Annotated in this window: 19 protein-coding genes and 2 pseudogenes; 12 read left to right on the top strand and 9 right to left on the bottom strand. The window is 69.1% G+C overall.

The window, feature by feature from the left end; genetic code table 11:
- Positions 1–109: 109 nt before the first annotated feature.
- Positions 110–1,120: an NAD(P)-dependent alcohol dehydrogenase gene (locus B085_RS0105275; protein WP_018557519.1), complete on the bottom strand. Its 1,011-nt coding sequence runs from the start codon at positions 1,118–1,120 to the stop codon at positions 110–112.
- 865 nt (positions 1,121–1,985) lie between these two features.
- On the opposite strand from B085_RS0105275, the gene B085_RS0105265 reads away from it, so the two are divergent.
- The 4 genes and pseudogenes from B085_RS0105265 (at position 1,986) to B085_RS0105255 (ending at position 4,037) form a co-directional block, all read left to right on the top strand.
- Entirely contained in the window at positions 1,986–2,513 is a 528-nt protein-coding gene (locus B085_RS0105265) for a YbhB/YbcL family Raf kinase inhibitor-like protein (RefSeq protein ID WP_018557517.1), read from the top strand.
- 59 nt (positions 2,514–2,572) lie between these two features.
- Positions 2,573–2,851: pseudogene (locus B085_RS50485) on the top strand (IS5/IS1182 family transposase); the annotation flags it as partial.
- A 30-nt stretch (positions 2,852–2,881) separates the two neighbouring features.
- Complete coding sequence (locus tag B085_RS0105260; RefSeq protein ID WP_026250700.1) at positions 2,882–3,622, top strand: class I SAM-dependent methyltransferase; 741 nt, start codon at positions 2,882–2,884, stop codon at positions 3,620–3,622.
- Between the two features lie 85 nt (positions 3,623–3,707).
- Entirely contained in the window at positions 3,708–4,037 is a 330-nt protein-coding gene (locus B085_RS0105255; RefSeq protein ID WP_018557515.1) for a hypothetical protein, read from the top strand.
- A 470-nt stretch (positions 4,038–4,507) separates the two neighbouring features.
- On the opposite strand, the gene B085_RS0105250 is transcribed toward B085_RS0105255, so the two are convergent.
- Positions 4,508–7,927, bottom strand: coding sequence for a WD40 repeat domain-containing serine/threonine protein kinase (locus B085_RS0105250; protein ID WP_018557514.1), 3,420 nt, complete (start codon positions 7,925–7,927; stop codon positions 4,508–4,510).
- 1,272 nt (positions 7,928–9,199) lie between these two features.
- On the opposite strand from B085_RS0105250, the gene B085_RS49150 reads away from it, so the two are divergent.
- A complete protein-coding gene (locus tag B085_RS49150; protein WP_158689661.1) occupies positions 9,200–9,445 on the top strand; it encodes a hypothetical protein in 246 nt (81 codons plus the stop codon).
- A gap of 667 nt (positions 9,446–10,112) precedes the next feature.
- The gene (locus tag B085_RS0105240; protein ID WP_037731341.1) at positions 10,113–10,829 is read left to right on the top strand and encodes a PIG-L deacetylase family protein; all 717 of its coding nucleotides are present in this window, start codon (positions 10,113–10,115) and stop codon (positions 10,827–10,829) included.
- Between the two features lie 196 nt (positions 10,830–11,025).
- On the opposite strand, the gene B085_RS0105235 is transcribed toward B085_RS0105240, so the two are convergent.
- The 4 genes and pseudogenes from B085_RS0105235 to B085_RS0105220 form a co-directional block, all read right to left on the bottom strand.
- Entirely contained in the window at positions 11,026–11,244 is a 219-nt protein-coding gene (locus B085_RS0105235; protein WP_018557511.1) for a hypothetical protein, read from the bottom strand.
- A gap of 418 nt (positions 11,245–11,662) precedes the next feature.
- Positions 11,663–12,121: a carboxymuconolactone decarboxylase family protein gene (locus B085_RS0105230; protein ID WP_018557510.1), complete on the bottom strand. Its 459-nt coding sequence runs from the start codon at positions 12,119–12,121 to the stop codon at positions 11,663–11,665.
- 127 nt (positions 12,122–12,248) lie between these two features.
- The gene (locus B085_RS0105225) at positions 12,249–12,710 is read right to left on the bottom strand and encodes a cupin domain-containing protein (protein WP_018557509.1); all 462 of its coding nucleotides are present in this window, start codon (positions 12,708–12,710) and stop codon (positions 12,249–12,251) included.
- Positions 12,711–12,817: 107 nt separating this feature from the next.
- Positions 12,818–13,024 (bottom strand): annotated as a pseudogene (locus B085_RS0105220) (NADP-dependent oxidoreductase); the annotation flags it as partial.
- An 849-nt stretch (positions 13,025–13,873) separates the two neighbouring features.
- Here B085_RS0105220 and B085_RS0105215 point away from each other — a divergent pair.
- Together B085_RS0105215 and B085_RS49145 are read left to right on the top strand one after the other, a co-directional pair.
- Positions 13,874–14,176, top strand: coding sequence for a hypothetical protein (locus B085_RS0105215; RefSeq protein WP_018557507.1), 303 nt, complete (start codon positions 13,874–13,876; stop codon positions 14,174–14,176).
- Positions 14,177–14,210: 34 nt separating this feature from the next.
- On the top strand, positions 14,211–14,567 hold the full coding sequence (locus B085_RS49145) for a hypothetical protein (RefSeq protein WP_158689660.1): 357 nt from the start codon (positions 14,211–14,213) through the stop codon (positions 14,565–14,567).
- Between the two features lie 129 nt (positions 14,568–14,696).
- On the opposite strand, the gene B085_RS0105210 is transcribed toward B085_RS49145, so the two are convergent.
- The gene (locus tag B085_RS0105210) at positions 14,697–15,173 is read right to left on the bottom strand and encodes an RrF2 family transcriptional regulator (RefSeq protein WP_018557506.1); all 477 of its coding nucleotides are present in this window, start codon (positions 15,171–15,173) and stop codon (positions 14,697–14,699) included.
- 218 nt (positions 15,174–15,391) lie between these two features.
- Here B085_RS0105210 and B085_RS0105205 point away from each other — a divergent pair, with 218 nt between their 5' ends.
- The 3 genes from B085_RS0105205 (at position 15,392) to B085_RS0105195 (ending at position 17,979) form a co-directional block, all read left to right on the top strand.
- Positions 15,392–15,865: a nuclear transport factor 2 family protein gene (locus tag B085_RS0105205; protein ID WP_018557505.1), complete on the top strand. Its 474-nt coding sequence runs from the start codon at positions 15,392–15,394 to the stop codon at positions 15,863–15,865.
- Between the two features lie 210 nt (positions 15,866–16,075).
- Positions 16,076–16,744, top strand: a complete 669-nt coding sequence (locus B085_RS0105200; RefSeq protein WP_018557504.1) for a hemerythrin domain-containing protein — start codon at positions 16,076–16,078, stop codon at positions 16,742–16,744.
- 572 nt (positions 16,745–17,316) lie between these two features.
- Positions 17,317–17,979: a Type 1 glutamine amidotransferase-like domain-containing protein gene (locus tag B085_RS0105195; protein WP_026250698.1), complete on the top strand. Its 663-nt coding sequence runs from the start codon at positions 17,317–17,319 to the stop codon at positions 17,977–17,979.
- Between the two features lie 236 nt (positions 17,980–18,215).
- On the opposite strand, the gene B085_RS0105190 is transcribed toward B085_RS0105195, so the two are convergent.
- Complete coding sequence (locus B085_RS0105190) at positions 18,216–20,438, bottom strand: SpoIIE family protein phosphatase (RefSeq protein ID WP_018557502.1); 2,223 nt, start codon at positions 20,436–20,438, stop codon at positions 18,216–18,218.
- Between the two features lie 524 nt (positions 20,439–20,962).
- Here B085_RS0105190 and B085_RS0105185 point away from each other — a divergent pair.
- A complete protein-coding gene (locus B085_RS0105185) occupies positions 20,963–23,728 on the top strand; it encodes an ATP-binding protein (protein WP_199789150.1) in 2,766 nt (921 codons plus the stop codon).
- Here B085_RS0105185 and ppdK read toward each other — a convergent pair.
- Positions 23,682–26,375, bottom strand: coding sequence for a pyruvate, phosphate dikinase (gene ppdK / locus B085_RS0105180; RefSeq protein WP_018557500.1), 2,694 nt, complete (start codon positions 26,373–26,375; stop codon positions 23,682–23,684). The genes B085_RS0105185 and ppdK overlap by 47 nt on opposite strands.
- Positions 26,376–26,383 lie beyond the last annotated feature (8 nt).

The raw sequence follows: 26,383 nt of genomic DNA, 5'->3' as shown, positions 1-26,383 counted from the left end.
CGCAGGCGAGGGCGCGCTCTGCCTGCCGCCTGGCGGCGTCCCGTGCGGCGAGCACATATCTCTGCGGCCGACGGAAGCCCTGTCGTCGGCCTCGTCTACCGTGCGGTCGTCACTCGAAGACGATGACCTGGCGTCCGACGACGTCGCCGCGTCCGAGGGCCTCCAGGTTGTCGTTGATGTCCTCGAGCCTGACTTTGGTGACGTTGTGCTTGACGAGTCCGGCTTCCGCGAGGGAGAGCACCTCGACCAGGTCCAGGTGGTTGCCCCAGAAGGAGCCCATGTAGGTCAGCTCCGTCCCCACGAAGGGGAACTGCCTGTGTTCGACGTGGTGGCTCATGAGGCCGACCGCCGCCAACACGCCCTCGGGGCCGAGCAGGTCGAACCCCATCGAGATGGACGCGTTGCTGCCGACGCAGTCGAGGATGGCGTCGATCGTCCTGCGGCCGGTGAGCTGTTCCAGTTCGTCCTGGATGGCTTCGGTGGACTTGTCGCGGACGTTGATCCCGTGGTCGGCGCCGTTCTCCTTCGCCACGTCCAGCTTGCCGTCCTTGCGGGCGAGGGCCACCACGGTCGCTCCGCCGCCGAGGAGCTTCGCGTACTGGACGGCGTAGCTGCCCAGCCCTCCGATGCCCGTGACGGCGACGATGCGGCCGGGGCCGAGCTTGCCGGTGTCCCGGAGCTTGCGCATCCCGCGGTACGGGGTCATGCCCGCGTCGGTCATCGGGGCGAGAAGTTCAGGTGCCTTTGCCGCGTTCTCCGATACGGGGATCGCGTGGCGGCATTCCACGGCCATGTACTCGGCGAAGCCTCCGGGAGGTCCGAAGCCCACCCACCTGCCGTTGCCGCTGCACAGCTGTTCGTTGCCCTCCCGGCACTGGCGGCAGGTGCCGTCGCCCCAGCTGGGGTTGACCACGACCATGTCGCCCTCGGAGTACCCCACCGACTTCGGTACGGCGCTGCCCAGGCCGGCCACCCGGCCGGTGACCTCGTGGCCGGGGATGTAGGGGAGGTCCACGGGGAACGGGCCCTCGAAGTAGCCGTTGAGGAGTTGGTAGTCGCTGCGACACATGCCGGTCGCGGCGACCTTCAGCAGGATCTCGTCCGGGCCCGGGTCGGGCATGGGGACTTCTTCGATGCGCAGGGGCTCTTTGTATCCGTGCATCCGAGCTGCTTGCATCTGCATAGGGGTGCCTCGCTTTCGCCGGCAAGCAGCCGTGCGGGCCGGTACAGCGTGACAGGGTACGGATGCCTCGCCGGCCCGCACGGCCGCCGCTCCGCTTCCAACATCTTCAGGGTCCTGCCCATACCGTCGCGGCGCATCCCGAGTCGGGGGAGGGCGAGGGAGATCGCTGCCGCGTGTGCACGAAGTCGTCCGCTGACCGCACCGCACGGGATGTATTGGTCGCCACAGAAGGCACGTGGGTCCCAAGTGCCCCTCCTACCACGCCCTGGCTCACCGCTGAGCCGCTCGCCGGGTCACCCGGTAGCTGACTCCGCCGCGGGATCGTACGGTTGGTGGGTGGGAGTGCCACGTCGAACACGTGGTTGCGCGGCGGTATCGGTGCCGTGTGCAGCGTGCCCGTACCGGCGTATCTGTCTTCGGCGCCGACCCGGTGACAGTCGGCTGGTCGTGGAGTATCCGATGGACGAGGCGCCCGACATCGGCCTACCGGTCTACCGAATCGGCCCCGCATGACGTGGAGGCTCACGCGGATGATGCCGTGAGCAAGGGGTCACGGTGTCGGTGGGCGGCAAGCGTCCGGACCGCCCCGGCCGGTTCCGTCCGCCGACGGCGCTGACGGACAACACGACCGACATGCAGATGTACGGCCGGCTACCCGAAGATCCCCGTCGGCGGGCGAAGCGCAGCGGATACGGGCGTGAGCTGACGGATCCGGGCATGCGCGAGTGAGCGAACGCCAGGACGGTCTGGGTCGGCGAGAGCGCGGACGGCACGTCGAAGACGGCGAAAGCGAGGGATCGTCATGATCAAGCCGTATGCGCCTTACGACTTCATGCCGCCGATCCCGGGGTTCGCGTTGAGCTCCCAGTCCCTGGCGAACGGGGAGCAACTGGCGCGCGAGCACGTGAGCGGCATCCTGGGAGCGGGCGGATCGGACGTCTCACCGCAGCTCAGCTGGTCCGGCTTCCCCGGGGAGACCCGCAGTTTCACGGTCGCGATGTTCGACCCCGACGTGCCCACCGCCTCGGGCTTCTGGCACTGGGCCGTTGCCAATCTCCCCGTCTCCGTGACCGACCTGCCGGCCGGGGCGGGAGACGGAAGCGCGCTGCCGGGCGGCGCGGTGACGCTGCCCAACGACGCCGGTTACAGGAGGTACCTCGGTCCGGCGACACCTCCGGGCAACGGCCCGGACCGCTACTTCTTGGTGGTGCACGCCGTCGACGTGGAAAACCTGGACGTGTCCGAGACGACGGCCCCCGCCATGATGGACTTCCAGCTGTTCACGCACGCGATCGCGCGGGCGACCATGTACGGCACCTTCGAGCGCTGAGCAGGCCGGACGTCCGGCCGCGGTAGGTTCCGGTGCTCGTTGCACACGAGGCCCAGGCCACCACGCGGCAACTCGCCCCGCTGTTCGGGGTGTCGCGGTCGGCCGCTGACCGGGCGATCGACCATTTCGGGCCGAATCCTCTTCAGCCCGTTTGGTAGTTGGCCAAGGTCGCAGAGCAGTCGAAGAACCACTGCTCCTGCACCACCCACCACCAGGGCGTCATCGACGCCGACACGCGGCTGGTCGTGGTGTCCGGCCGACCGCCACCGGTGGGCCGCAACGACTGCCCGGCCTGGGAGGAATCATGGGCCGGGCCAGGGCTGGACCTCGTCTTGACCAGCCCCGGCAGGCAGTGCTGGAGTCGGCACGTGGACAGCATCCCTGCCAATCGGCGGCTCTGGAACCAGATCAGCAACGCCTACCAGCACAAGCACGACGCGCAAATCGGCGCCGCACCCCGGCTGTGGGGCATGTACTCCATCCCCGACGCGCACCTGCACGCCCTGGGCGACGTCACTGGCAAGCGCGTCCTCGAACTCGGATGCGGCGCCGGCCAGTGGTCCAGGGCGCTCGCCGCCGAGGGCGCCACCGTGATCGGGCTCGACCTTTCCGAAGCCCAACTCGCCTCAGCGGCAAGCGCGATGGGAGCGGCCGGCTACCGGCTCGTGCAAGGCGCCGCCGAACAACTCCCCTTCGCCGCAGACAGCTTCGACCTGGTGTTCTGCGATTTCGGTGGGCTCAGCTGGGCGCCCCCGCACCTGGCTGTCCCGCAGGCCGCACGCGTCTTGCGCCCAGGCGGGCGCCTGGTGTTCAACGTCGCCAGCCCATGGTTCGAAGCCTGCTACGACGAGGCGGCCAGCCGCGTGACCACGACGCTGCAGCAGGACTACTTCGGGCTGAACACCATCGCCGAAGGCGACGGTGCGACCAGCTATCAGCTCACCTACGGCGGCTGGGTCAAGGTTCTGCGCGACGCGGGTCTCGTCATCGACGACCTCATCGAACCGCGGCCCGAAGCCGGAACACCCAACGGCTACAACGAGACCGACCCACCCGACTGGGCGCACCGCTGGCCGGCGGAACTCCTCTGGGTAACCCACAAACCGTGAGTTCCACCGCGTCGAGACGCGGAGACAGCCTCTCGCCGGACAGCGATTGGGACGGGCCCAGGTATTTCAGAGAGGTGGTGCCCTTGTGGAGGTAGCCGTCGAGAGCTTCGACTTCTTCGCCGAACACCAGACCTATGACCGCTGCTACACCGTCACCCACCTTGTGCAGTGGCTCGTCGCTGCGCTGTACGGGTACGAGCGGGACGAGCGCACCGCCTTCGTGCGCGCCTGCGCCCGAGGGGAACGTCCGAGGGGGATCCCGTCGCAGATCGCGGCGATCCGCACCCGCCACGCCCCGATTGCCGCAGTGATGACTGACTATTACCGCGAGTTCCGTTTCAAGAGCAGACAGACCCCGTATCCCCTGGAGGCGATCCGGCAGATCGGCGGGCCGGACAGCTTGTCCATCATCTGATGGACCTGGGCGGCCAACAGCCGGGCTGGATGCGGGAAGCTCCGGGTGCCCTGATCCGCTTATGCTGAACGGCCTGCCTGCCTTGCCCGTTGCCACCGCCCGCCCGCCCGCCCGCCCGATCGTCCTGGCCGCCGCCGAACGGCACCGGCTGAAGAAAGCGGCCTACGGCCACAGGACCCCGCACCGGGACCGCCTGCGGGTGCAGATCGTGCTGCGGGCCGCCCGGGGGCGGGGCAACGCGGCAATCGGCCCGCGAAACGGGAGCGCACCTGGACACCGTGTCCGCGGGGCGCGGCGGCCGTGTGGGTGCGTGACCGGTTGGGCGAGTTATTCACAGATAAGCACTTTGCCGACTGGTATCCGGTTGAAGGGCGGCGTGGGTCGTGGGGGAGGGCGAACGCCTCCGAAGGATGAGACGGTGAACGTGAGCGTCCTGTCGGCTGTGTCGGACAGTACGCGTCCCACTCCGCTCAGCCGGCCTCCAGCTCCCAGTCGAGGTCCCAGAGCCGGATGCCGTCGTCTCCCGCCGAGACCAAGTTGCGCAGGTCGGGCGTGAGTTCGAGGTGCCGGACATATTGTTGGTGCCCTTCGAGCACGTGCAGGCACCGGCCGGTGGCGACCTCCCACATCCGTATGTCGCGGCCCGCTGAGAAGGCGAACCGGGCGTCGGGTGTGAACCGCACGGCGAAGACCCAGCCCTCGTGCCCCGCGAACTGGCGTACGGAGCGTTCGGCACCGGCCTCCCACAGCCGGATCGGTTCGTCCCCGGCGCCCGAGGACATGACCTGGTGTGTGGACATGGCCAGTCGGCCGTCGGCGCTCAGGCACGCCGACAGGATCGGTTCCCGAGGGCCGGTCCAGGTCCGCAGGCAGGCTCCGGTGTCGAGATCCCGGAGCCGGACCACACCGTTGGTGTCCCCGACCGCCGCGAGCCGTCCGTCCGCGGACGTGGAGATCGCGTTGACCGGGCCGTTCCGGCTGATCGTCGCCACGCAGCGGTCGTCGTCCAGGTCCCATCGGCGAAGGACACCGTCGCCGCCGCCGAGCCAGGCGTACCTTCCGTCGCCGGTGAATCTGATGGTCCGCCTCATGTCCCAGTCCGGAGTCAGCCGACGGCACTCGCCGTCCGCCAGTCGCCGCCGGATGATCGCGAGCGGCTTGGTGCCCTCGTACAGGACGTACTGGCCGTCGTCGCTCAGCGCCACCCCGCCCACCCTGCCCGGATGATCGTCGAGGACGAGCGTGCACGCGCCGCTGTCCAGATCCCAGATCCGTACGGTGCCGTCGCTCTGCCCGCTGACGGCGAGCCGGACACCCGCGGCGACACCGATAGCCGTGATGGCGCCGAAGGAGAGGTGGCCGGCGTCCAGTGGCCGCGACCAGGCGGAGCGCAGCCGTATGTGGCGCGCCGACCGGCCCAGATCGTGCCAGGCGGCCAGGACCTGGGGCGCGCGCTCGTATCCCGGTACGTCTCGCGCGCGGGTCAGCAGGCCGAGGGCTGACCTGTGTCGGCCGTTCGACATCGCTCGGCGTGCGCCGGCGAGCAGTTCCTCGGCCAGTTCGCCGAGCCGGTTGACCTCTGCGTACTCGCGCGGCTGGATCACGTGCGGCTCGGCGGCGTATTCGGTCTCGGGCAACCGCCAACGATGCATGGGCAGTTCGGGATGCCCGCCGACAGAGCAGCCGAGACGGTCGTGGCTGTCCGGGAATCCGACGTGGTGCATTCCGTACGCGTGGGCGGTGAAGGTCCGCAGGCACCGGCCGCTGCCCAGCTCCCAGATCTGAACGGTGTGATCGCCGGCCGTTCCGGACATCAGCAGCCGCCCACTGTTGCCGAAGGCCAGGTGACCGGCTGCGGCGGTCAGCCCCGTCAACGTACGCAACTTGCGGACCTGCCGACCCTCCGCCACATCCCACAACCGGATCACCCGGTCCTTGCCGGCCACCGCTACCATCCGCCCGTCGGGACTGAAGCACAGCGCATGCGTCGCCGAGCCGGTGGCCAGCACCCGGTACCGGCCATCGGCCACGCTCCATAGCCGCGCCCCGTCCTCCTCGGCGGTGAGGACATGGCGCCCGTCGGCGCTCACCTCGTACTGCGAGCCGTCCAGGGCGCCGTCCTTGAGTGCCGCCCCGAGCGACCGCCGGCAGGTCCCGGTTCGCGGTTCCCAGACCTGGACGCGCCCGTCCACGCCCTGCCACACACCGACGCGCCCGTCGGCACTCAACCTGACCGGGCACCCCGTGTCGCGCGCGGCGGAGCGGATGGTGCGGGTACACCTGCCCGCCCTGAGATCCCAGAACTGCACCGTGCCGTCGCGGCTCGTGGACAGTGCGTACGAGCCGTCAGGGGTGAGGTCGACGCCGAGCACCTGCGTGCGGTGGCCCTCGACCGCCGACCGCTGTGTGCGGGTCGCCGTGTCCCACAGACGGAGCACGCCGTCCCAGTGGCCGCTCAGCGCGAGGCGTGCGTCCGGAGTGAACCGGACCGGCAGGTAGCCCATCACCTTGTGCCGGGCCAGCAGTTCCACCGGTGCGAACGGCACCGCGAATGGCTCGCGAAACTCGCGGGTGCCGGTGTGGCGGGCATCGGCCACGGTTCCTGAGGCCGCCACCCGCAGCGCCGCCCGAACGTCGGTGTCGTCGGGCCGTTCGCGCGCGAGGGCCTGGAGCAGGTCGCGTGCCGCCGCCAGGTCGCCGCGTTCGAGGTGAACCCGGGCCAGGAACAGCTGCACCTGCCAGGAGGACGCGCCGGACCCGCGCGGGATCGCCTGCAGCCGGGAGACGAGTTCCTCATCGGTGATCGCCCCCGTACGCCACCTGAACAGGCCACCGTTGTACACGGCCCCGATGTGGTGCGGGTCGACCGCGAGCGCCTGGCCGAAGGCCTGCTCGGCGTCGCCGGCCCGGTCCAGGTCGAGGAGTGACAGGCCACGGTTGTTGAGCTCGTCGGCGCGCAGATCGGCGGCCTGGGGCGTGGGACGCGGGTACGCCGAGCCGATCGCCTGCTCGTATATCCCGGTCAGTACGTCCGCGATGTCCGCCATCGAGGCCGGCCGGTGGGCCGGGTGCCGCCGCAGGCAGCGGCGGAGCAGGTGGGCGACTTCCGGCGGCGCCGCGACCGGATTCGAGGGGTCGGCCAGATATTCCTCCAGTGCGAGACCCGCTACCGAACCAGCCGCCCAGTGCACACCGCCGGTGAACATCTCCAGGACCGAGACCGCAAAACTGTACACATCGCTGCGCCGCCCGACCGGCTCCCCCGCGAGCTGCTCCGGCGACGCGTAGCCGACCGTCATGCCGCCGGATGGCACCAGCACGCTGACACCCGGGCCCAGTTGGAGGTCAGTCAGGGCCGTGGTGGCCTTGGACCGGGCGAGACCGAAGTCGGTGATCTTCGCGGCCCCCGTGCCGTCGAGCAGCACGTTGGCCGGCTTCACGTCCTGGTGCACCACATCTCTGCCATGGGCGTGCTCGAGCCCACGGGCCGCTTGGACCGCCGTGTCGAGCACATGGGCGAGGGCCTGTCGCGCATCCCCGGCGTAGAGCCGCCCGTCGCGGATCCAGTCGGCCAGGCTGCCGCCGTCGACGTACTCGGCGAACACGCGGGGGACACCGTCGATCACCCGTACGTAATGGCAGGCGCAGACGTTCGGATGGAGTCCGAGGGACACCCACGTCTCCGCCTCCCTGACGAACAGCTCCTGATCGCCGGAGCTCCGGAACAGCTCGGGCCGTGAACTCTTCACCGCCATGTCGATGCCCCAGGCGAGATGCCGTACGCGGTGCACGACGCCCATCCCGCCCCGGCCGAGCTCGCCGATCACCCGGTACCGGCCGTCGACGGTCTCGCCGGTCGCCCAAACGGCCGACGGCGTAGGTGCGTTCACTGCGATTCCCCCTCGTGGTGGCGGCAGAGTCGCTGTCCTGGAGGGCATGGACGCAGAAGACCCCGTGGTCAGACTTGAACGAGGATCAGTATGTGGCGCTGTCGGTCCTGGTGTCGATGATGCAGACCCACCGTGGGGTCGCACTCGGCTCGCGACAGATACTCGCGGCCGCAGTGACCCCCGGCGGGTGTGCACGGCAAACGGTTCTGTCTCACATTCGGGGTGCTTGACGGGGACGGCGGGGTTCTCGGCCCGGTGTTCGCGCAGGTGCTTGCGGTAGGGGTCGACGAGGCCGGCTCGGTATCGCGACGGCAGGTGGGCTCGTCGGCACCAGCCTGAGGATGTGGCTGCCGCGCCTTTCCGGTGCACGGCGGCCGTCGGGCAATGTCAGGCAGTATTGGCCGGCTCCCTCCTGCGCTCCCGGAGGGGCGCAGAAGCCACCGGTACGGGTGCGGAGGCGACGCAGGCCGTCATGCGGTGGCAGCTCGTCGTGCACGCGGGGCCGGCCGGGGTCAGGCGCTTCGGCGGCGGTGGGCGAGCGTGCCCCCGGGTGACAGCGCCCGGCCCGAAGCGGGCATTGACGGTCGACGACCGGGTCCAGGAGTCGGCTGACCTCCCGGCCGGGGTCGAGGCTGAGCTGCTGCGGTGCGTCTGCTGCGTCCACCAGGGTCCCGGCGCGGACCGAGACTCCTTGTACCCGGGCCCGCTTGGGTCCGAGACGTTCGAAGACCGCGATCGCCGCGTCCCGCGGGTCGTCGGTGAACGCGCTCCGCTCGGCGAGCGTACGGGACCGCGACACGCTGCGCCGCCGGGAAGCACGGGACTGCTTGGGCTCGGGGTCGGCCCCGAGTCGCGGGACGCGTCGCGGGTGTCGGCGCTGTGCAGGACGCCACGGCGGTGGGCCGCCGATTCCACTTGTGTTGCACTCGAGGTCGCCGCCCAGAGTCTTGAACAGGTCATCCGTCGGCGAAAAGCGCGCAAAGCCTTGTGCCTCGAGAACGATCACATGCATCATGCCAACGACCGCTCCACGGGCGTTAGTTGGGAGTCGTTTTGATCAAGGAAAAGGCTGTCGAGCTGGTCCGGAGAACCGCCACCACGTTGGCGGTCACCTCCCTTGCGCTTCTCGGCTCGGTGTCGACTGCCCAGGCGGGCGGCTCGTGCACTGTCACGGGCTGCTCCGAATTCACCAACGGCAGCCACCTCGGAGTCCTGGCCGTCCAAAACTGGACCTGCTCGACCGGGACGACGGCTACCGCCAGCACGGGCTGCGTGAGCCTCAGTTCCACGAAATGGATCTACCCGACGGAGCGGACTCCGAGCGGTCAGGACTGGGACGCCTTCCGTGTCGACGCGGGCTACTGCTACAAGGTCGAGTTCCTGAACGAGTTCCCGCTTCTGACGAAGAGGTGGACCATGACCTACGACCGGTCGAACTCCAGCACGCCGGTCTACGTCAAGATCGAGAATCCGTCGCAGGCGTACATCATCGCGCAGAAGGCTGGTTCCTGCCCGTAAACGATGGCCAGCGAGACAAGTGCTCGTGACCGTACTCACTGACGACAAGGACTGCCTGGTCCAGGCACGGTCCGGCGGACCAGGGCCGGAGCCATGAGCGGATCGCTCCGCGGTGACGGTGCCCAGCGCGGACAACGCGCTGGGCGAGTCCTTCAGGCCACCTTCGAGCACGAGCCTCTGCAGACCCGTTCGTCGCTTCGGCTGCGGCAGGTACGCCGGCCGCGAAACCGCCGGAGGTGAGCGCGCAAAGCACCGAGGCGTTCCAGGGTGCGGTCACGGCGTTCGACGAGGACGGCGGTTGCCCCAAGCCGGAGCCGAACGCGTACTGGGACCAGATGCCAGGCACTCGTCGAGCCCGCGCGGACCCGGTAGGCCACGACGAACGCGGACGAGGCGGGCACGGAGTTCGGGTCGGAGGCGTACGCGCTGATCGACACCATGGCGGACGGCATCAAGGCCGCCGGGGCCCGTACGACGCCGTACGGACCCCGGCGGCAACTGCGGCGCAAAGCCTCCGGGCGAGGCGCCTGCCACGACGCGGTGGCACGGGGCAGCGACGGCCGGGGGCCGCAGCAGGGGGCGACGGAGGGCGTGCCATGATCATGGCGTCGAACGCCCATTCAGGCCGCAGGGAGGCAGTACCGTGTCCGAGCAGCACCTCGACCCCATGCCCGAGGACTGGCAGCGGGCGCTCGCCGTCGTCGCCCATCCCGACGACCTGGAGTACGGTGCCGCCGCGGCCATCGGCCGCTGGACGGAGGCCGGCCGCGAGATCAGCTACCTCCTGGCGACCCGCGGCGAGGCCGGCATCGACGGCGTGCACCCGGAGGACGCGGCACGAATACGGGAGGCCGAGCAGCGCGCCAGTGCCGGGGTGGTCGGCGTGAAGGCCGTTGAGTTCCTGGATCATCGCGACGGCGTCGTCGAGGGGGGTCCGGCTCTGCGCCGCGAGATCGCCGCCGCGATCCGCCGGTACCGCCCCGAGCTGCTGATCACGCTGTCCCACCACGACACCTGGGGCGGCACGGTCTGGAACACCCCTGACCACCGGGCCGTCGGCCGGGCCGCCCTCGACGCGGCGGGCGACGCGGGCAACCGGTGGATCTTCCCCGAACTCGCCCAAGACGAGGGGCTGGAACCGTGGGGCGGCGTGCGCTGGGTGGCGGTCGCGGGATCGCCGTACCCCACGCACGCGGTGGAGGTCGGCGACACCGACGTCGAGCGGGCCGTCGCCTCCCTCGCCGAGCACCAGGCGTACATCCGGGCGCTCACCGACCAGGAACCGGCCGACTACGCGCGCGAAGTCGTCGGCCGCGGCCTGGAGATCGCGGCGCGGCGCTTCGGAGACCGTCCGGCGGTGGCGTTCCAGCTCTACCCGCGGTAGCGGCAGGGGTGGCCGGCCCCGCCCACCTCAGCCGGGGACCATCTGAAGGAGAGGGCGGCTGCTGCGTCGTGGGAGAGGGTCTCGACCTCTGGAACGTCGTCGGGGAAGGCGCTGACGGTTCCGGTGTCGGGGTGAGGGTGGGGCCGTGGGTGCCCCAGTCCTCGGCGGCAAGGGTGTGGTCGGACCATCGGGCTCCTCAGGACGGCGGGCCGGCGTCCGGCTGGTCAGGTGCGTCGTCAGGATCGAGCCGTTCGATGCTGGCGGTGAGCTCGGCGGGGATCACCATGACGGGACCGCCGTTGTCGGCGGAGACGGCCCAGTCCCCTTCGAGGGTGAGGGTGAGGGCGGGGTCTGTGATCCGGATGTCGCCGCTTTGACCGCCGCGGTGGCGTACGAGGTAGGCGGGCTTCGTCACCTGCGCGGGGCCACGTCATCGTCCCGGTGTGGGGGTTTTTCGGGGCGGCGCCTGGCGGGTCGCTTGCCCTGCTGACCGCGACCCCTTTCCGGCTGCTCTTCCGCTCGTGGCAGGGGCCGCACACGCCCTGGGGGCGGTGAGCTGGTGGGTGCTCGTCCGTCTTGGCCTGGATTGGTCGCAGAGCGACGGGCGGACGTTGCGCGCACTCCTCAGAGCCCCTCCCATGGGGGCGTACGTGCGTGCGCCGGAGCGGCGGGCCCCGTGAGTGCGCGGTCGGGTTCGGCGACGAAGAGACGGCCGCCCGCCCTCGGGAGGACGGGGGCCAGTCGCGATGGTGATGAGGGTGCCGACGGCGGGCGCCAGGGCGGTCACGGTCGGGGACGCGCCCCCGACCGTGACCGCGGTAGCACCTTCGGAATCAGCTGCCGACGGGGTAGCGGCTGGTGATCGCGACGCGGTTGAAGGCGTTCATCACCGTTGCCAGCCAGGCGACGACCGATATCTGGTCTGCGGTGAGTACGGCCGCTGCGGCGTCGTAGTCCTCGTCGCGGACGTGTCCGTCCGGCACGAGGGTGATCGCCTCGGTCAGGCGGAGGGCGGCACGGTCGGTCTCGGAGAAGTAGCCGGTCTCGTCCCATGCGGGCAGCACGGCGATCCGGTCGGGGTTCTCGCCCTTCTTGAGGGCGTCGCCGGTGTGCATGCGCAGGCAGAACGCGCACCCGTTGATCTGAGACGTTCGGATCCTCAACAGCTCGACCAGGAGCGGGTCGAGTCCCGCTGCGGCGGCAGCCTCTTCCACCTCTGACGACAGGGCGATGAGAGTCTTGTAGGCGGCCGGGTGCTGCTTGCCGAGGTTGACCCGCTGGGTGTTGGTCACGGTTCGTTCGATTCCTTCGTGTGGCGTGTGCGGTGTAAGTCGTGGGACGCGTAGTGATGGGTGGTGGTATGAGTTCCGGCAGGAGGCAGAGTCGGTGCGGAGCGTCGCCGCCCGCTGTGTCCTCCGGCTACGACTTCGGATCGTCGAGCTTGAGCTTGTCTCCGGTGTCGGAGACGAAGACGACCAGAAGCTTGGCGTGCTCGGTCCGGCTGGTGTTCTGCGTGAGGACGTGGTGGGCGCCCGGTTGCTCGACCCAGTTCTCGCCTTGGTGGTAGGTGCTCACGGGCTTGCTGTCGAGCTGGCTGCGAATGGTGCCTTCGAGGACGTAGGCGTAGACGAACGCCTGGCCGTGCCGGTGCGGAAGCGCGCTGGTGTTGGGCGGCAAGTCGACGATCGCCGAGGTGAACGTCTTGCCCTTCACGTTCGGAAGCGCCTGCTGAAGCAGCGGCTTGAAGGTTTCTGAGGGGCGTGTCGATGCCGTGACCGTCGCTGCCACCTTGGCAGTGGCGGGCTCGTCGGAGGTCGAGCAGGCCGTGGCCGTAACCAGCGCGGCGACGGCGAGCAGCCCACCGGCGATTCGTATTTCCATCACGATGGGTCTCCTTATTCGGTATTCCGAGACGCGGATGATCGTTTTGCCGGGAGTGCGCCGGTTGCGGACGAGGGGATGACGGACAGCGGCCGCACCGCTCCGACGGACAGTTCGCGACCCGGCACGCTCGGCATCCGGTCGCGGCCCGCACGGTTCACCCAGGTCGCCGACCGGTCGAGTTTTCCCGAGGTGAACCCCGCGGCGTGCACCTGACCGATGACGTCGTTGTCGGCGGCGTCGGGGTAGGGCATGTCCGCCAGGGACAGTCCCGCGACCCAGGTGTCATGGTCACGGACGGTGATGGCTCGCATTGCGCAGATCCTCGCTGGGTGCGGTGTGGAGGCTGGGACGCGGGGCCGAAGGTGAACATCTCCGTCAGGCAACGGACCGCTTGCTCACCGAATGCTCCAGCGCCGAGTCCACCACGGGCCAAGCGAGCGGGGAGCCCGTGGCCGGCAGCGGTGGTCACATCTCGACTGTAGGCCCACATGCGGCTCCTTTGCCTAGGCCACTTCTAGGAGAAGATCTTGGGCCATTCGGAAAGGGGAAACCGTCGTGCCGATTTCGGCCGCTCACCTTGGTGTGCAGGGCCCACTTCCTCGAGGACGGCGTCCGGGTCCAGCAGCATGGCGGGTTTGGTGGCGTCTTTGGCTGTCAGTGCGGCCACCAGGTTGCTGACGACCGCCCGGAGAGCCGGAGTGGCGGTCTGGCCGGCCGTCGTCTCTCCGAAGTCAGTGGGAACTCGACGGTGACGCGCATGTCGGCGACGCCCTCGACAGTGAGGGAGCGTCCGTCCCGGTGGTCGACCCGGCGCACGCTCCCTTCTCCGTCGCCCCGGGTTGCAGGAGGCCGGCGTTAAGGCGGCGCCCTGAGTAGTTCGTCGCACACCAATGTGTGCGTCGCGCCCCGGGGCAACTGCTGCTCGTCGGCATGCCCGAGCCGGGGAGCCGAAGCGAGGAGGCTGTGGTCTATCCGGCATCCGGAGTCGGGCCGGCCTGATCCTCAGTCGCCTTGCCGTTCCTCGCCCGCTTCCTAGGTGCGCCACACCCAGGAAGACGCTGCCTTCCTGCCCGGCGATCCGTCCTTCACGCTGATGGGGACGCCGGCCGGGATACCCGGCCGGCCATGATCAGCCATCATCGGAAAAAGGCAATCCCATCATGACCGAGATCCTGGAAGTGACCGCACTCAGGCCCGCGCCCGGCCTCACGCCGGAGGACTTCGTCGCGGCCAACGCGGACATCAACGAGTATCTGAAACGCCAGCCGGGCTTCCAGTGGCGCCGCATCGTCCTGCGCGGCGACGGCACGATCTTGGACATCGTCTCCTACGACAGCATCAAGCACGCCCGCTCCGGAGCCGCGGGAATCACCGGCGAGATGGGCGACTCGCCGGTGCACGAAACGATCGACCACAGCAGTGTCGACTGGCAATTCACCACCGTGCTCCAGCACCTCGAGTGACCTGCCCTGCCGCCACCCTGGGGATAAGACGATCATGCCCTACGCCGACGAACGCATCAACGGCTGCACCGCACAGTCGCTGACCCGCGCCATTCACACCGCGCTCCCGGGTGCGGAACTCACCTCACTGCAGCCAACCGATCAGCGGCTCGGCTCCCTCAGGCTGCGCGAACGGGCCGATCTGCTCACCAACGCCCTGCTCACGGATGTGCCTGGGGACTACGCCGAGGTGGCGCGAGTCGTGCGGGCCGCAAAGGACGGCACCCCGGTGTTCGGCGGATGGCTGATCTGGCCGTCACGAGCGCCATCGCCACCAAGGCGGTCGCCGAGTACAGCGACGATGCCTTCGATGACGCGATGGCGATCCTGGCCGACCTCACCGGGCGGCTGACTTCTGAATTCGCCATACGTACCTTGCTGCGGCACGGTGCGTGCCGTCTTCGAGCTCGAGGCCCTGGGAGCCGGCCCGATTTGCCGATCTTGGGGGATCGCTGCGCCCGTCCCCGGTCGGGGCGCGCGGTCAGACAGGTCGCCCGTCACGGGTGCGTGAAGCGGGTGCACCCTCAGCCCGGTCGATGGCTCGCAGCTCGTCGAGGCTGTCGGCAAGGGTGCGGTCTGCCAGCGCACCCAGGACGGCGGCCTCGGTCTCGTCGGTGAGCCTGACGAAGTACTCGGCGGAGTGGTTGGTGACCAGGCACTCCCTCGGCCCCTCCGGACGGGGGGCCCACAGCGGCTTGTCGCCCATGGACGAGCGGTAGATCTCTTCCAGCGTGATCCGGTCCGCGGGTCGGCCGAGGCGAACCCCCCCGCTGCGTCCCTTGATGGACGCGACGAGACCGTCCCGTACCAGCGGGACCATCAGCTTGCGCACCAGGCTCGGGTTGGTGTCCAGACTCCTGGCGAGCTGGGTCGAGCTGAGGACGGGGCTGCCCTCCTCCTCAGCATGACCGAGCAGGAGCATGGCCTTCAGCGCACTGGAGAACCTCACGTCCAGCATGGCCACACTCCTTCCTTCCACCGCTTGGTCCGGGTGGTTCCCGACCCACCCATATTAGCAACTGTCAAAGTTGCACTTCCGTCCGAGAATATGTACTTTTCACGCATGCATATTGCGTGCCCTGGCAGCCACCTGCACGAGGGCCCGGCACGCAAGGACCCCGGCGGCCATCCGCCGCGGAAACCCAGACACCCACACACAGGGAACCGGAGAACACCATGAACACCGAGAGCGAGCTCAGGGAGATCGTTTCCCGGTACACCCGGGCAGCGGACTGGCGCGACGGCGAGGCGCTGGCAAAGCTCTACGAGGCCGACGCAGTCGTCGAGATCCACTACCGCGGCCCCGACGGGATGGAACTGCTGGGAACCCTCTCCGGAGGAGCGCAGATCGCCGAGGCCATGTCCACGGCCATGGCACCGCACCCGCCCCTTGGCTGGAGCCACCACACCACCTACGACCACCTGGTCTCCATAGATGGTGACGAAGCCGGCATCGAGACCCAGTTCATCACCTTCGACGTTGTCGGAACCAAGAAGCCCGAGGGCGGGTGGCCCGCAGGCACCTTCGGCGCCCAGGGCAGCATCAAACCGATCGAGTCCGGGTACTACCGCTTCACCTTCCGCCGGACCGACGGAGCGTGGCGCATCCGCCACCAGGACGTCATCCATGACATCCCCTACGTCTTCTGATCACCCACGGCCCGCCCCCGACACCCGCACAGCGGTCGCTAAGGGGCGGTGCGGAACCGGGGCCGAGCCGGTCCGCCCGTCCGGTTCGCCGTTCACCGGCCGGCTGCGGGTCCGCCCGCGCCCTGAGACGGAGACACCACCGCCACCTCCCCCCGCCCGTCGACCCAAGGCAGGACCGGACGGACACCGCTCACCGACCGAAGGAGAACTGTGACCAACCAGCTCGACCGCGCCGACATCCGCGACATGCTCGTCGTCCATGAGGCCTTCCGCAGGGTCTACGGCAGGATGCCCAGCCTCGTCCTCGCCGTCACGCCCGGGGACACAGCCCGCGCCGCCGTTGTAGCGGACCACATCCAGATGATCGAGGGGTTCCTGCACCTGCACCACAAGGGCGAGGACGTCCTGCTGTGGCCGAAGCTCGCAGCACGGGCTGCGCATGACCTGTTTCCCGCCCTGGAACTCATGGAGAAGCACCACGAGCAGATCGACGGCTTGCTCGTCGAGTGCTCATCCTCGCTGGCGCGGTGGCGGAGGAACGCCGGCGCATCAGATCGTGATGAACTCGCCACGGCCCTTCGGGCGCTTGCCGAAACGCTGACGGAGCACCTGGCCGTCGAAGAGGCAGAGGTGCTGCCCATCGTCGACCAGTACGTGACCGCGGCGGAGTGGCACGAACTGGGCGATCACGCGATCAACGGACTTCCCAAGAAGAAGCTGCCCATTATTTTCGGCATGCTGGCCTTCCTCGCAGAGCCTGCCGTCGTCAGCCTGATGCTGTCCACCGCCCCCCTGGTGCCCCGCATCATCATGCCCCTGCTGGGACCACGCGCTTTCGCGTCGCACGCCAGGAGGGTCTATGGGCCAGACGGCTTCTGAAGCCATCAGCGCAGGACCGGACAAGCGGCCGGCGGCCAAGCCGGGTTCGCCTCATGTCGCGCAGAACGCAGCTTCCATGTGCGTCGCGAGGTCCCGCGCGCCTTCAGCGGCTCCTTCGGGCCCACTGGTGATACCAGCCAGCAAGCGTCCATCCACGGGAGAGCACGAAACAAAGCCGTGGCCCGGCTCGCGGCCATGCGCGGCACGCTGTGTTGTGCCCCACTTTCTCTCCCGCGGCGCGCATGCGTTGTCGCCGACCGAGCGGTCAAGAGACGAACGGACTGAGCCCGGAGCACGGGGGGTGAGTCTTTCTGGCACGCACGGGCCTGACGCCGGAGTAGATGCTGATCCGGGCGCATGAAAACGCCGATGAGCGGACGCCGTGACATGTGCATCTTGGCTGCGTCCGTCGGGTGCACGTGTTGTACGGGGCAGGACCGGGTGGAGAGATCGGGGAGAATCACACCCGGCGACCTGAGGGCCTCTGAAGAGGTGCTCGAACTGCGATGAGTTCCAGTACGGTTCCGGGTCTTCAAGCACATCGACCTTCCGCGCGCGAATTTGGAGGCACCTTGAAGCTCTTGCTCACGTCGGGCGGCGTCACGAACCCGAGCATCCACTCGGCGCTCGTGCGGCTTCTCGGCAAGCCGATCGCCGAGTGCCGCGCTGTCTGCGTCCCTACAGCACAGTGGGGTCACCCCATGTGCGGTCCGGAATCCGTGCGGGGGTTCGTGGCCGCCGAGCCCCGGTGGCAGCACCTGTCGGGCCTGGGCTGGGCGTCGCTCGGTGTCCTCGAGCTCACCGCCCTGCCCACCATCGGCGTGGAGCGATGGGTTCCCTGGCTCCGTGAGGTCGACGTGCTCCTCGTCGACGGCGGTGACGCGACGTACTTGTGTCACTGGATGCGGGAGTCCGGGCTGGCCGATCTGCTGCCTTCGCTGCCCGACATGGTCTGGGTGGGAGTGAGTGCCGGAAGCATGGTGATGACGCCGCGTATCGGGGCGTACTTCGTCGAGTGGCCGTCCGCGCCGGACGACCGCGCCCTGGGAGTCGTCGACTTCTCGATCTTCCCGCACCTGGAGGCCTTCCCAACGAACACCCTGGCCGACGCGGAACGGTGGGCCGCCGACATCGGCGTTCCGGCCTACGCCATCGACGAACAGACGGCCATCAAGGTCGTCGACGGCTCTGTCGAGGTGGTATCCGAAGGGCAATGGAAGAAGTTCGGGTCATAGCCACCCGGAATCGAGCTGTACCCTCGCCCGCGGCAGCATTCCCGGGCTTCGAACAGCCAGAGCGCGTGCGCGATGACAGGGCCCGGCTGATCAGTCGCAGGAGAGCGTCGCCGACGCTGCCAGGAGCTACGGTGCAGCTGTAGCGGGTTCGAGTGTCGATGACAGTTTTAACGGGGGTCCTGTCTGCTGAGGCGCCTGATGATCCCGGCGCCTCCCAGTCGTTGCCAGCAGAGGATTCAGCGAGGAACGGCGATTTCACACCAGACCACCTTGCCGCGGCCGCTGGGCGAAATTCCCCACTCGCCGAGAGCGTCCACGATGATCAGGCCGCGGCCGTGTTCTGCTCGAGCATTCTCCTCCTCGCAAGCTGAGAGAGAGGACGGAAGCGGTGGCGTCACGTCGGTATCTCGGACCTCGAGCCGCACCCGGTCCGGATGCAGACGCAGCCGCAGCTCTACGTAACTGTCGGCGTGGGTCAAGGCGTTCGTCACGATTTCCGACGCCATGAGTTCCATGTCATCCGCCACCGCCTCCAACCTCCAACTCCTCAGGCAGTCTCTGACGAACTTACGGGCGTCTTTGACGCCGCGCAGATCGTGCCTTTGGATCTCCATCCGGTTGGCACGGTGCTGTGGGCCTGTGCCGGCACAGTAGGCGAAGAGAAGGGCGACGTCATCTCTGCGCTCAGGAGGGGAGGGCACCATGGACGTGAGACGGTCCGCGAGGTCCTCCAAGCAGGGGTCAGCCTTCTGGCTGGCAGAGGCGAGCATCCTGCCTGCATCGGTGACCACGTCAGGCCCGTGTGTCTTGCTGAGGCCGTCGGTGTACAGGAACAGCACCGTCCCTGCTGAGAGGGTCGCCTCAAAAGGCTGATAAGGCACGGGTGACGGCACGCCCAGGGGCACGCCGATGAGCGTGTCAAGCGTTTCGATACCGCCGTCAGGGCCACGGATCAGCGGCGCCGGGTGACCGGCCAGGGCCACCTCGGCCGTCCCGTCTACCGAATCCAGATAGACGACACAACACGTGGCCAGCAGCTCGCTTTCCAAATGACTGAGCATGTTGCTGGCGCGTGTCAGCACCGCTTCCGGTCTGTGGCCCTCGCTGACATACGCGAGTACTGCGCTGCGCATCTGCCCCATGACCACGCAGCTTTCGATGGAGTGGCCCTCAACGTCACCGATCACCAGCCCGATGCCTCCCGACGGCAGGGCGACCACGTCGTACCAGTCCCCACCGCTCCCTCCGGAGGGAGCGGGCAGGTAACGAGCGGTGGTGACCACCTGCGGCAGGTCGGACAGGACGCGGGGCAACAGCCGCCTTTGCAGGCTCTCGGCGAGAGCGTGCTCGCCCTCGCTCAGAAGAGCCCGCTCCAATGCCTGACCAAGCGAATCGGCCATCGTCATCATCACTGCCTGCGCTTCTGCACCGAAAAGCCGGTGCTCTGCCCACCCGAGGGAGCAGACACCAACCGGGTGCCCGCTCGCCCGCATGGGCAGGTGTGCCCACGCCTGATTGCCGTCGTCCTGAGCGTCGGGGTAAGCCCTGAGCAGGTCGGTACGCTGCGGGAAGAAGTACGGGTCGGAGCCGCGCAGAACGTCGGCCACAGGAGTAGCCCTGTTCCTGACAGCGCTGGATCCATGGAGCTGCCTGACCACTTTCGAAGCCGGACCTGAGTGTCCGACGACCCACAGTCTGCCGTCAGCGACGGCCGTCACGATGAGAGTCTGCGCACCGAGAGTGCACATCATTCGTGACCGGGCGGCTTCTACGACCTCGTTCGGGGTCACGACCGAGTTCAGTTCGTCAGCCAGCTTGAGGACTTGGTAGGTCCAGCTCAGGCCGGCCGAGCCGGGAACCTCGGGCAGTCCCCATCGGGCCGCGGGTTCGGTCAGGGGGCCGCGTGGCTTGAACACAGGGAAGATCAGCGGCTGCCTCCCAGGCAGTACGGAACTTCCGCTCGCAACCAGGGCCGCCAGCTCGCGCGTCAAGTTCGCGCCCATTTGCCGAAGCCTCTTGCGCTGCTCCTTGCCGAGAACGCCGTCCCTCCAAGGGATCCGGCTGACAGCCAGCGCCCCGTACCGGTGGTCCGCGTCGGTCAGGGGTACGGCCACCACTGCGTACGGTGCTCGGACGGGACCCACGTCGTCCGGACGAACGCCAGGTTCTCCGATGACGGCCGTCCTTCCGGTCCGGCACGCCAGAGCCGAAGCACGCTGCCCGTTCAGTGGCATGCGCTCCGGCATATTGAAGACGGCCGGAGGGGTGCCACCGACCACTGCCGCCCTCAGCCACTTGCCGTCGGCTTCCAGGAGATAAGCAATCCCGGCCACCGCGTCGAACTCGACCACCGCCTCGCGGATGGCGGCAACCAGCAACTTGTCCAGGGTCTCGGCGTTCGCCAGGGGGTGCACAGAGCGAGCGCTGCCCTCAGCGTTCTGTCCCGCGATGCTGCTCATCCGTGACCCCGTCCCAAGCGACGAATATCACCCGGCCGGCCAAATTGATGATCACCACAGCGGCACGACCCGTGTTGCGTGGCGAACTACGTCGTTTTTAGCCTACAGGTATGCCGAGGGAGCATAAATGGCGGACGTTCGGGCCTGCTCTGAAGCACCCTGTGGAATATTTGGTCGCGCCGGAGGTTGCCCTGGCATGCGCCGCTGGCGAGCAGCACGGGCCTGGCATTACCGCGCTTGGCGCAACCGGGATCGCTGCCGTGCATCGTGGGATGTTCAAGGTCTCGGATTTCCTCGGGGAGAAGTCGACGTCGGTGCGATGCAAGGCAGTTGCGAGTGCCGGCGAGGGTGGTCGAAGCGCGGCCTTCACCTCGCGGTCGAGCAACTGTTCCAGGACTTGCGCTGCCGGTATCCGGACCCGGGGTGCAACTGGGCTCGCGGAACCGCCAGAATCGGCAATCGAGAATAAAATAGGTGAATACGGAACGTGAGTTTAGGAAGTTCGACGCATGGATGTGTCCGCCATGGATTCGCAGGTCGCATTGCAGGGCCGGGACCGTGAGCTGGCCGCCTTGGAACGCGTGGTGGCCACGGCGCAGGCGGGCAGCAGCGCGGTTTTGGTCGTGCGCGGCCAGGCGGGGATCGGCAAGACCGCGTTGCTGGACCACGCGGCAGGCCGCGCCGACGGGTTCCGCATCATCTCCGTCGCGGGCATCGAGTCCGAGATGGAGCTTCCGTACGCGGGCCTTCACCAGCTCTGCGCCCCCCTGCTCGGTCGGCTTCACCGGCTCCCCACACCGCAGTGCGACGCGTTGTCCGTCGCGTTCGGACTGCAGGAGGGCGAGGCACCCAACCGTTTTCTGGTGGGCTTGGCCGTGCTCGGTCTGTTGGCCTGCGCCACCGAGGAGCAGCCTCTGGCCTGTCTCATTGACGACGCCCAATGGCTCGACGAGGGGTCCCTGCAGTTGCTGGCCTTCGTCGCCAGGCGATTGAAGGCCGAAGCGGTAGCCCTGGTCTTCGCCCTGCGGGACTCCGACAACGATCAGGAGCTGGCCGGCCTGCCCGAGCTGATCGTTGCGGGACTCAGCGAGCCCGACGCGCGTGCCCTGCTGGCTTCGGCTGTCCGTGTGCCGCTCGACCCGCTCGTACGGGATCGGATCGTCGCCGAGGCCCGTGGCAACCCCATGGCCCTTCTGCAGGTACCGCAGGCGCTCACGCCCGCCGAGCTGGCCGGAGGCTTCGGACTCCCCGGCGGCCGAGCAGTCCCGCGCTGCATCGAGGACGCCTTCCACCAGCGGATCCAGTCGCTTCCCGAGGACAGCCGGCGGCTTGTGCTGACCGCCGCCGCCGATCCGACCGGTGACCTGGATCTGCTGTGGCGCGCGGCCGGTCTGCAGGACATAGCGGTGGGCGCCGCGGCCCCGGCCGAGGCGGCAGGCCTGCTCGAGTTCGGCAGCCGAGTGCGGTTCCGCCACCCCTTGGTGCGCTCGGCGGTCTACCGGAGGGCGTCCGCGCCGGCCCGCCGGGCGGCGCACCGGGCGCTGGCGGAAGCCACCGACCCACTCCTTGATCCTGATCGCAGGGCGTGGCATGGAGCGCACGCCGCGGCCAGGCCCGACGAGAGCATCGCTGTCGATCTGGAACGCTCGGCCGACCGGGCCCGCCGCCGGGGCGGAGTGGCGGCGGCGGCCTCCTTCCTGCGGCGGGCGGCGGAGCTGACGCCCGATCCCGCACGCCGGGTCAGCCGTGCGCTGGCCGCCGCTCAGGCCGATATCGACGCCGGCGGAGCCGACCACACCCACACCATGCTGGCGGCCGCGGAGGCCGGCCCGCTCGACGATCTTCAGCGCGCCCAGCTGGAGCGGCTGCGGGCCCGGCTCGCATTCGCGCGGATGCGCGGCGGTGACGCGCCTCGGCTTCTCCTCGACGCCGCACACCGGCTGGCGCCGGGCGACGCCGTTCTCGCCCGTGACACTCTGCTGGAGGCGATAGGCGCGGCGATCTTCGCCGGCCGGCTCAGCGAGGGGCCCGGGCAGCAGGAGGTGGCGGAGGCGACCCGTGACGGACCAGCGCCGTCGTCGCCGCCGCGGATGGTCGACATCGTCCTGGACGGCATAGCCGGCCTGATCATCGACGGCCCCACCGCCGGCATCGACGGTCTCAGACGCGCCCTGCAGGCCGTCCGGGAGGGGCAGCGGTCCGCGGCGACGGACGCGGACCGACGCTGGCTCTGGCTTGTGTTCCGCGTGACGCCAGAGCCTCTCGCACCGGAGCTGTGGGACGATGAGGCGTGGCACGAACTGGCCACCGGCGCCGTGGACATCGCCCGGGCAGCCGGCGCGCTCGCCGTCCTCCCCATGGCGCTGACCTACCACGCGTGCTCCCTCGTGCTCGGCGGCGAATTCGACGCCGCGGCGGCACTCATCGACGAGGCGACGGCGATCTCGGAAGCGGTCGGTGGCGTGCCCATGATGTACGCGTCCCTGGTGCTCGCCGCCTGGCAAGGCCGGGAGTCGCAGGCACGGGACCTCATCAACACCACCATCGACGAGGTACGCGCTCGCGGTGAAGGTCGCGTACTCGGTCTCGCCGAGTACGCGACCGCCGTCCTGTACAACAGTCTCGGCCGCTATGACGATGCGCTGGCCGCCGCGACGCGGGCGTGCCAGTACGAGGACCTGAGCTTCTTCGGCTGGGCACTGGTCGAGAAGATCGAGGCCGCCGCCCACAGTGGGCAACTGCAGGCCGCTGTATCGGCCCTGGAGAAGCTCACCGAACGCACTCGCGCGAGCAGCACCGACTGGGCCCTGGGTACAGAAGCCTGCTCGCACGCCCTGCTGAGCGAGGGTGTGACGGCCGACGCGCTCTACCGGGAAGCAGTAGAGCGGCTTGAACGGTGCCGGGTCACCGTCCACCTGGCCCGCGCCCGCCTGCTGTACGGCGAGTGGCTGCGACGTCAGGGCCGCCGCCAGGAGGCCCGGGCCCAACTGAGAACGGCATACGAGATGTTCAGCCGCTTCGGAGCCGAAGCATTCTCCGAGCGCGCTCGCAGAGAGCTTCTGGCGACCGGGGAGACCGTGCGCAAGCGAACGGGCCACGCCGATTCCGAACTCACCGGCCAAGAGGTTCAGGTTGCCGGGCTGGCCAAGGACGGCCACACCAACGCCGAGATCGCGGCCCAACTCTTCATCAGCCCGCGCACGGTGGAATGGCACCTCGGCAATGTCTTCGCCAAGCTCGGCGTCAGCAATCGCCGACAGCTCCGTTCAGCTCTGCCCCCTTCGAACTGACGGTGGTCAGGGCTGCGCGGCCGGCTTCGAGGCGGGCTACGGGGACGCGGTAGGGGGAGCAGGAGACGTAGTCGAGCCCCGCCTGATGGAAGAAGTGCACCGATGCCGGGTCGCCGCCGTGTTCTCCGCAAACGCCGGTCGTCAGCCGGGGGCGGGTGGCGCGTCCCTCGTCGACGGCGATGCGTACCAGGCGGCCGACGCCGTCGGGGTCGAGGGACTCGAACGGGGATCCGGTGAGGAGGCCGCGGTCGAGGTAGGCGGGCAGGAAGGAGGCTTCGGCGTCGTCGCGGGACAGGCCCCAGGTGGTCTGGGTGAGGTCGTTGGTGCCGAAGGAAAAGAAGTCCGCGAACTGTGCCAGTGCCCCGGCCGTCAAGGCCGCCCTGGGGAGCTCGATCATCGTGCCGATGGGGCAGCGGACGTCGGTGCCGGTGGCCTCGGAAACCTCGCGGAGGATCTGTTCGGTTTCGGCTCGTACGGCCAGCAGTTCGCCGCTGGTGACGGTGAGCGGGACCATGATCTCCGCATGTGGGTCGCCGCCGGCGCGCCGGCGTTCGGCGACCGCTTCGGCGACAGCGCGGACCTGCATGGCGACCAGGCCGGGGACGAGCAGGCCCAGGCGGACGCCGCGCAGTCCCAGCATCGGGTTCTGCTCGTGGGTGCGTTCGACGGCGGCCAGCAGCTCCAGGTCGTGCGGGTCGGGAGTGCGGCCCGCGGCCTCGGTGCGTGCGACACGGACCGCCAACTCGGTGCGGTCGGGGAGGAACTCGTGCAGTGGCGGGTCGATGAGCCGGATGATGACCGGCAGCCCGTCCATGGCGGCCAGGATCGCGATGAAGTCGGCGCGCTGCAGCGGTAGCAGCAAGTTCAGTGCCCGAGCGCGCTCGTCGTCGTCCCGCGCGAGGATCACGGCCTCGATCAGCGGGCGGCGGTCACCGAGGAACATGTGCTCGGTGCGGCACAGCCCGATGCCGGAAGCGCCGAACCGGCGTGCACGGGCGGCGTCCTGGGGAGTGTCGGCGTTGGCGCGCACACCCAGCCGGCGCACGGAGTCGCCGTGTTCCATGATCTTGGCCACGGCGTCGACCAGGCCAGGGGTGCGCTGCCCGGTCTCGAAGTAGTCCGTGACGGTGGACTGGACCAGCGGCAGGGAGCCGCGGTGCACGGTCCCGGTGAACCCGTCGACAGAGATGACCGTGCCCTCGTTGATGACGTCTCCGGTGGCGGTGGTGAAGCGCCGCGCGGCGGCGTCGACGGTGAGTTCCTCCGCTCCGCAGACACAAGTGCGACCCATGCCCCGGGCGACGACGGCGGCGTGGCTGGTCTTTCCGCCGCGGCTGGTGAGCACAGCCCGGGCGGCGATCATGCCTGGCAGATCGTCCGGTGTGGTCTCACGGCGGACCAGCACCACCGTCTGGCCGGCGGCCGCCCGGCGGACGGCTTCCGCAGAGTCGAAGACCGCTGCGCCGACGGCCGCGCCGGGTGACGCCGGCACCCCGCGTGCCAGAGCAGTACCCGCGGCCTCGGAGTCGAAGCGTGGGAAGAGCAACTGGGCCAGCTGCTGTCCGGACACCCGCAGAACCGCCTCGTCCCAGGAGATCAGCCCCTCGTCGGCGAGCTGGGCGGCGATCAGGAACGCAGCCTGTGCCGTGCGCTTGCCGATCCTGGTCTGCAGCATCCACAGCCGCCCCCGCTCGATGGTGAACTCCACGTCGCACAGGTCACGGTAGTGGTCCTCCAGGATCCGAAGCAGATCACGCAGCCGGGTGTAGGCCAGCGGGTCCAGGCGCTCGAGCTCGGACAGGGGTACGGCGTTGTGGGCGCCGGAGACGACGTCCTCGCCCTGCGCGTCGGGCAGGTAGTCGCCGTATATGCCGGGCAGGCCGGTGGCCGGATCGCGGGTGAAGGCCACCCCGGTGCCGGAGTCGTGACCCAGGTTGCCGAAGACCATGGCCTGGATGTTCACGGCGGTGCCCAGGCTGTCGCAGATGTGCTCACGGCGCCGGTACAACCGGGCCCGGTCACCGTTCCAGGAGGCGAAGACCGCACGGACGGCCATGTCCAGCTGCACGGCGGGGTCCTGGGGGAAGTCCACGCCGGTGGCGTCCCGCACGATGGACTGGAACTCCCTGACCAGCAAGGGGAGATCTGCGAGGTCGGGGCGTGCGGCGTGAGCGGCGGTGAAGCGGGCACCGTCGATGCCGAGCACCGTGGTGCCGAACATTTCGATCAGGCGCCGGTAGGAATCCCAGGCGAAGTGTTCCCTGCCGGTGGACTTGGCCAGCCCTTGCACGCTGGTGTCGTTCAGCCCGATGTCAAGGATGGTCTCCATCATGCCCGGCATGGAATGCCGGGCGCCGGAGCGCACCGCCAGCAGCAGTGGGTCGTGGGGGTCACCGAGCCGGCGGCCCATGCGTTGTTCCAGCGCGGACAGATGAGCGACCACCTCGGCGGCCAGTGCGGGCGGTGCGGCGCCGGTGGCCAGGAACTCCCGGCAGGCCTGGGTGGTGATCGTGAAGCCGGGCGGCACGGGCAGACCGATCCGGGTCATCTCGGCCAGCCCCGCGCCCTTGCCGCCCAGCAGGTCGGCCATGGTCCGGTCGCCGTCGGCGAAGTCGTACACGTACGGTGTGCCGGCACGCGTCGGCATGATGGGCC

The sequence above is a fragment of the Streptomyces sp. BoleA5 genome (genome assembly GCF_000373665.1).
Lineage (GTDB): Bacteria > Actinomycetota > Actinomycetes > Streptomycetales > Streptomycetaceae > Actinacidiphila.
This window is presented reverse-complemented; position numbering and strand designations above follow the sequence as displayed.

What these genes read in the sequence shown, in the direction of transcription:
- B085_RS49145 (WP_158689660.1), top strand. Translation starts at nt 14,211, where the DNA reads ATGCCCTACGCCGACGAACGCATCAACGGCTGCACCGCACAGTCGCTG.
- B085_RS0105265 (WP_018557517.1), top strand. Translation starts at nt 1,986, where the DNA reads ATGATCAAGCCGTATGCGCCTTACGACTTCATGCCGCCGATCCCGGGG.
- B085_RS0105185 (WP_199789150.1), top strand. Translation starts at nt 20,963, where the DNA reads ATGGATTCGCAGGTCGCATTGCAGGGCCGGGACCGTGAGCTGGCCGCC.
- B085_RS0105275 (WP_018557519.1), bottom strand. Translation starts at nt 1,120, where the DNA reads ATGCCCGACCCGGGCCCGGACGAGATCCTGCTGAAGGTCGCCGCGACC.
- B085_RS0105225 (WP_018557509.1), bottom strand. Translation starts at nt 12,710, where the DNA reads ATGGAAATACGAATCGCCGGTGGGCTGCTCGCCGTCGCCGCGCTGGTT.
- B085_RS0105215 (WP_018557507.1), top strand. Translation starts at nt 13,874, where the DNA reads ATGACCGAGATCCTGGAAGTGACCGCACTCAGGCCCGCGCCCGGCCTC.
- ppdK (WP_018557500.1), bottom strand. Translation starts at nt 26,375, where the DNA reads ATGCCGACGCGTGCCGGCACACCGTACGTGTACGACTTCGCCGACGGC.
- B085_RS0105205 (WP_018557505.1), top strand. Translation starts at nt 15,392, where the DNA reads ATGAACACCGAGAGCGAGCTCAGGGAGATCGTTTCCCGGTACACCCGG.
- B085_RS0105190 (WP_018557502.1), bottom strand. Translation starts at nt 20,438, where the DNA reads ATGAGCAGCATCGCGGGACAGAACGCTGAGGGCAGCGCTCGCTCTGTG.
- B085_RS0105240 (WP_037731341.1), top strand. Translation starts at nt 10,113, where the DNA reads ATGCCCGAGGACTGGCAGCGGGCGCTCGCCGTCGTCGCCCATCCCGAC.
- B085_RS0105210 (WP_018557506.1), bottom strand. Translation starts at nt 15,173, where the DNA reads ATGCTGGACGTGAGGTTCTCCAGTGCGCTGAAGGCCATGCTCCTGCTC.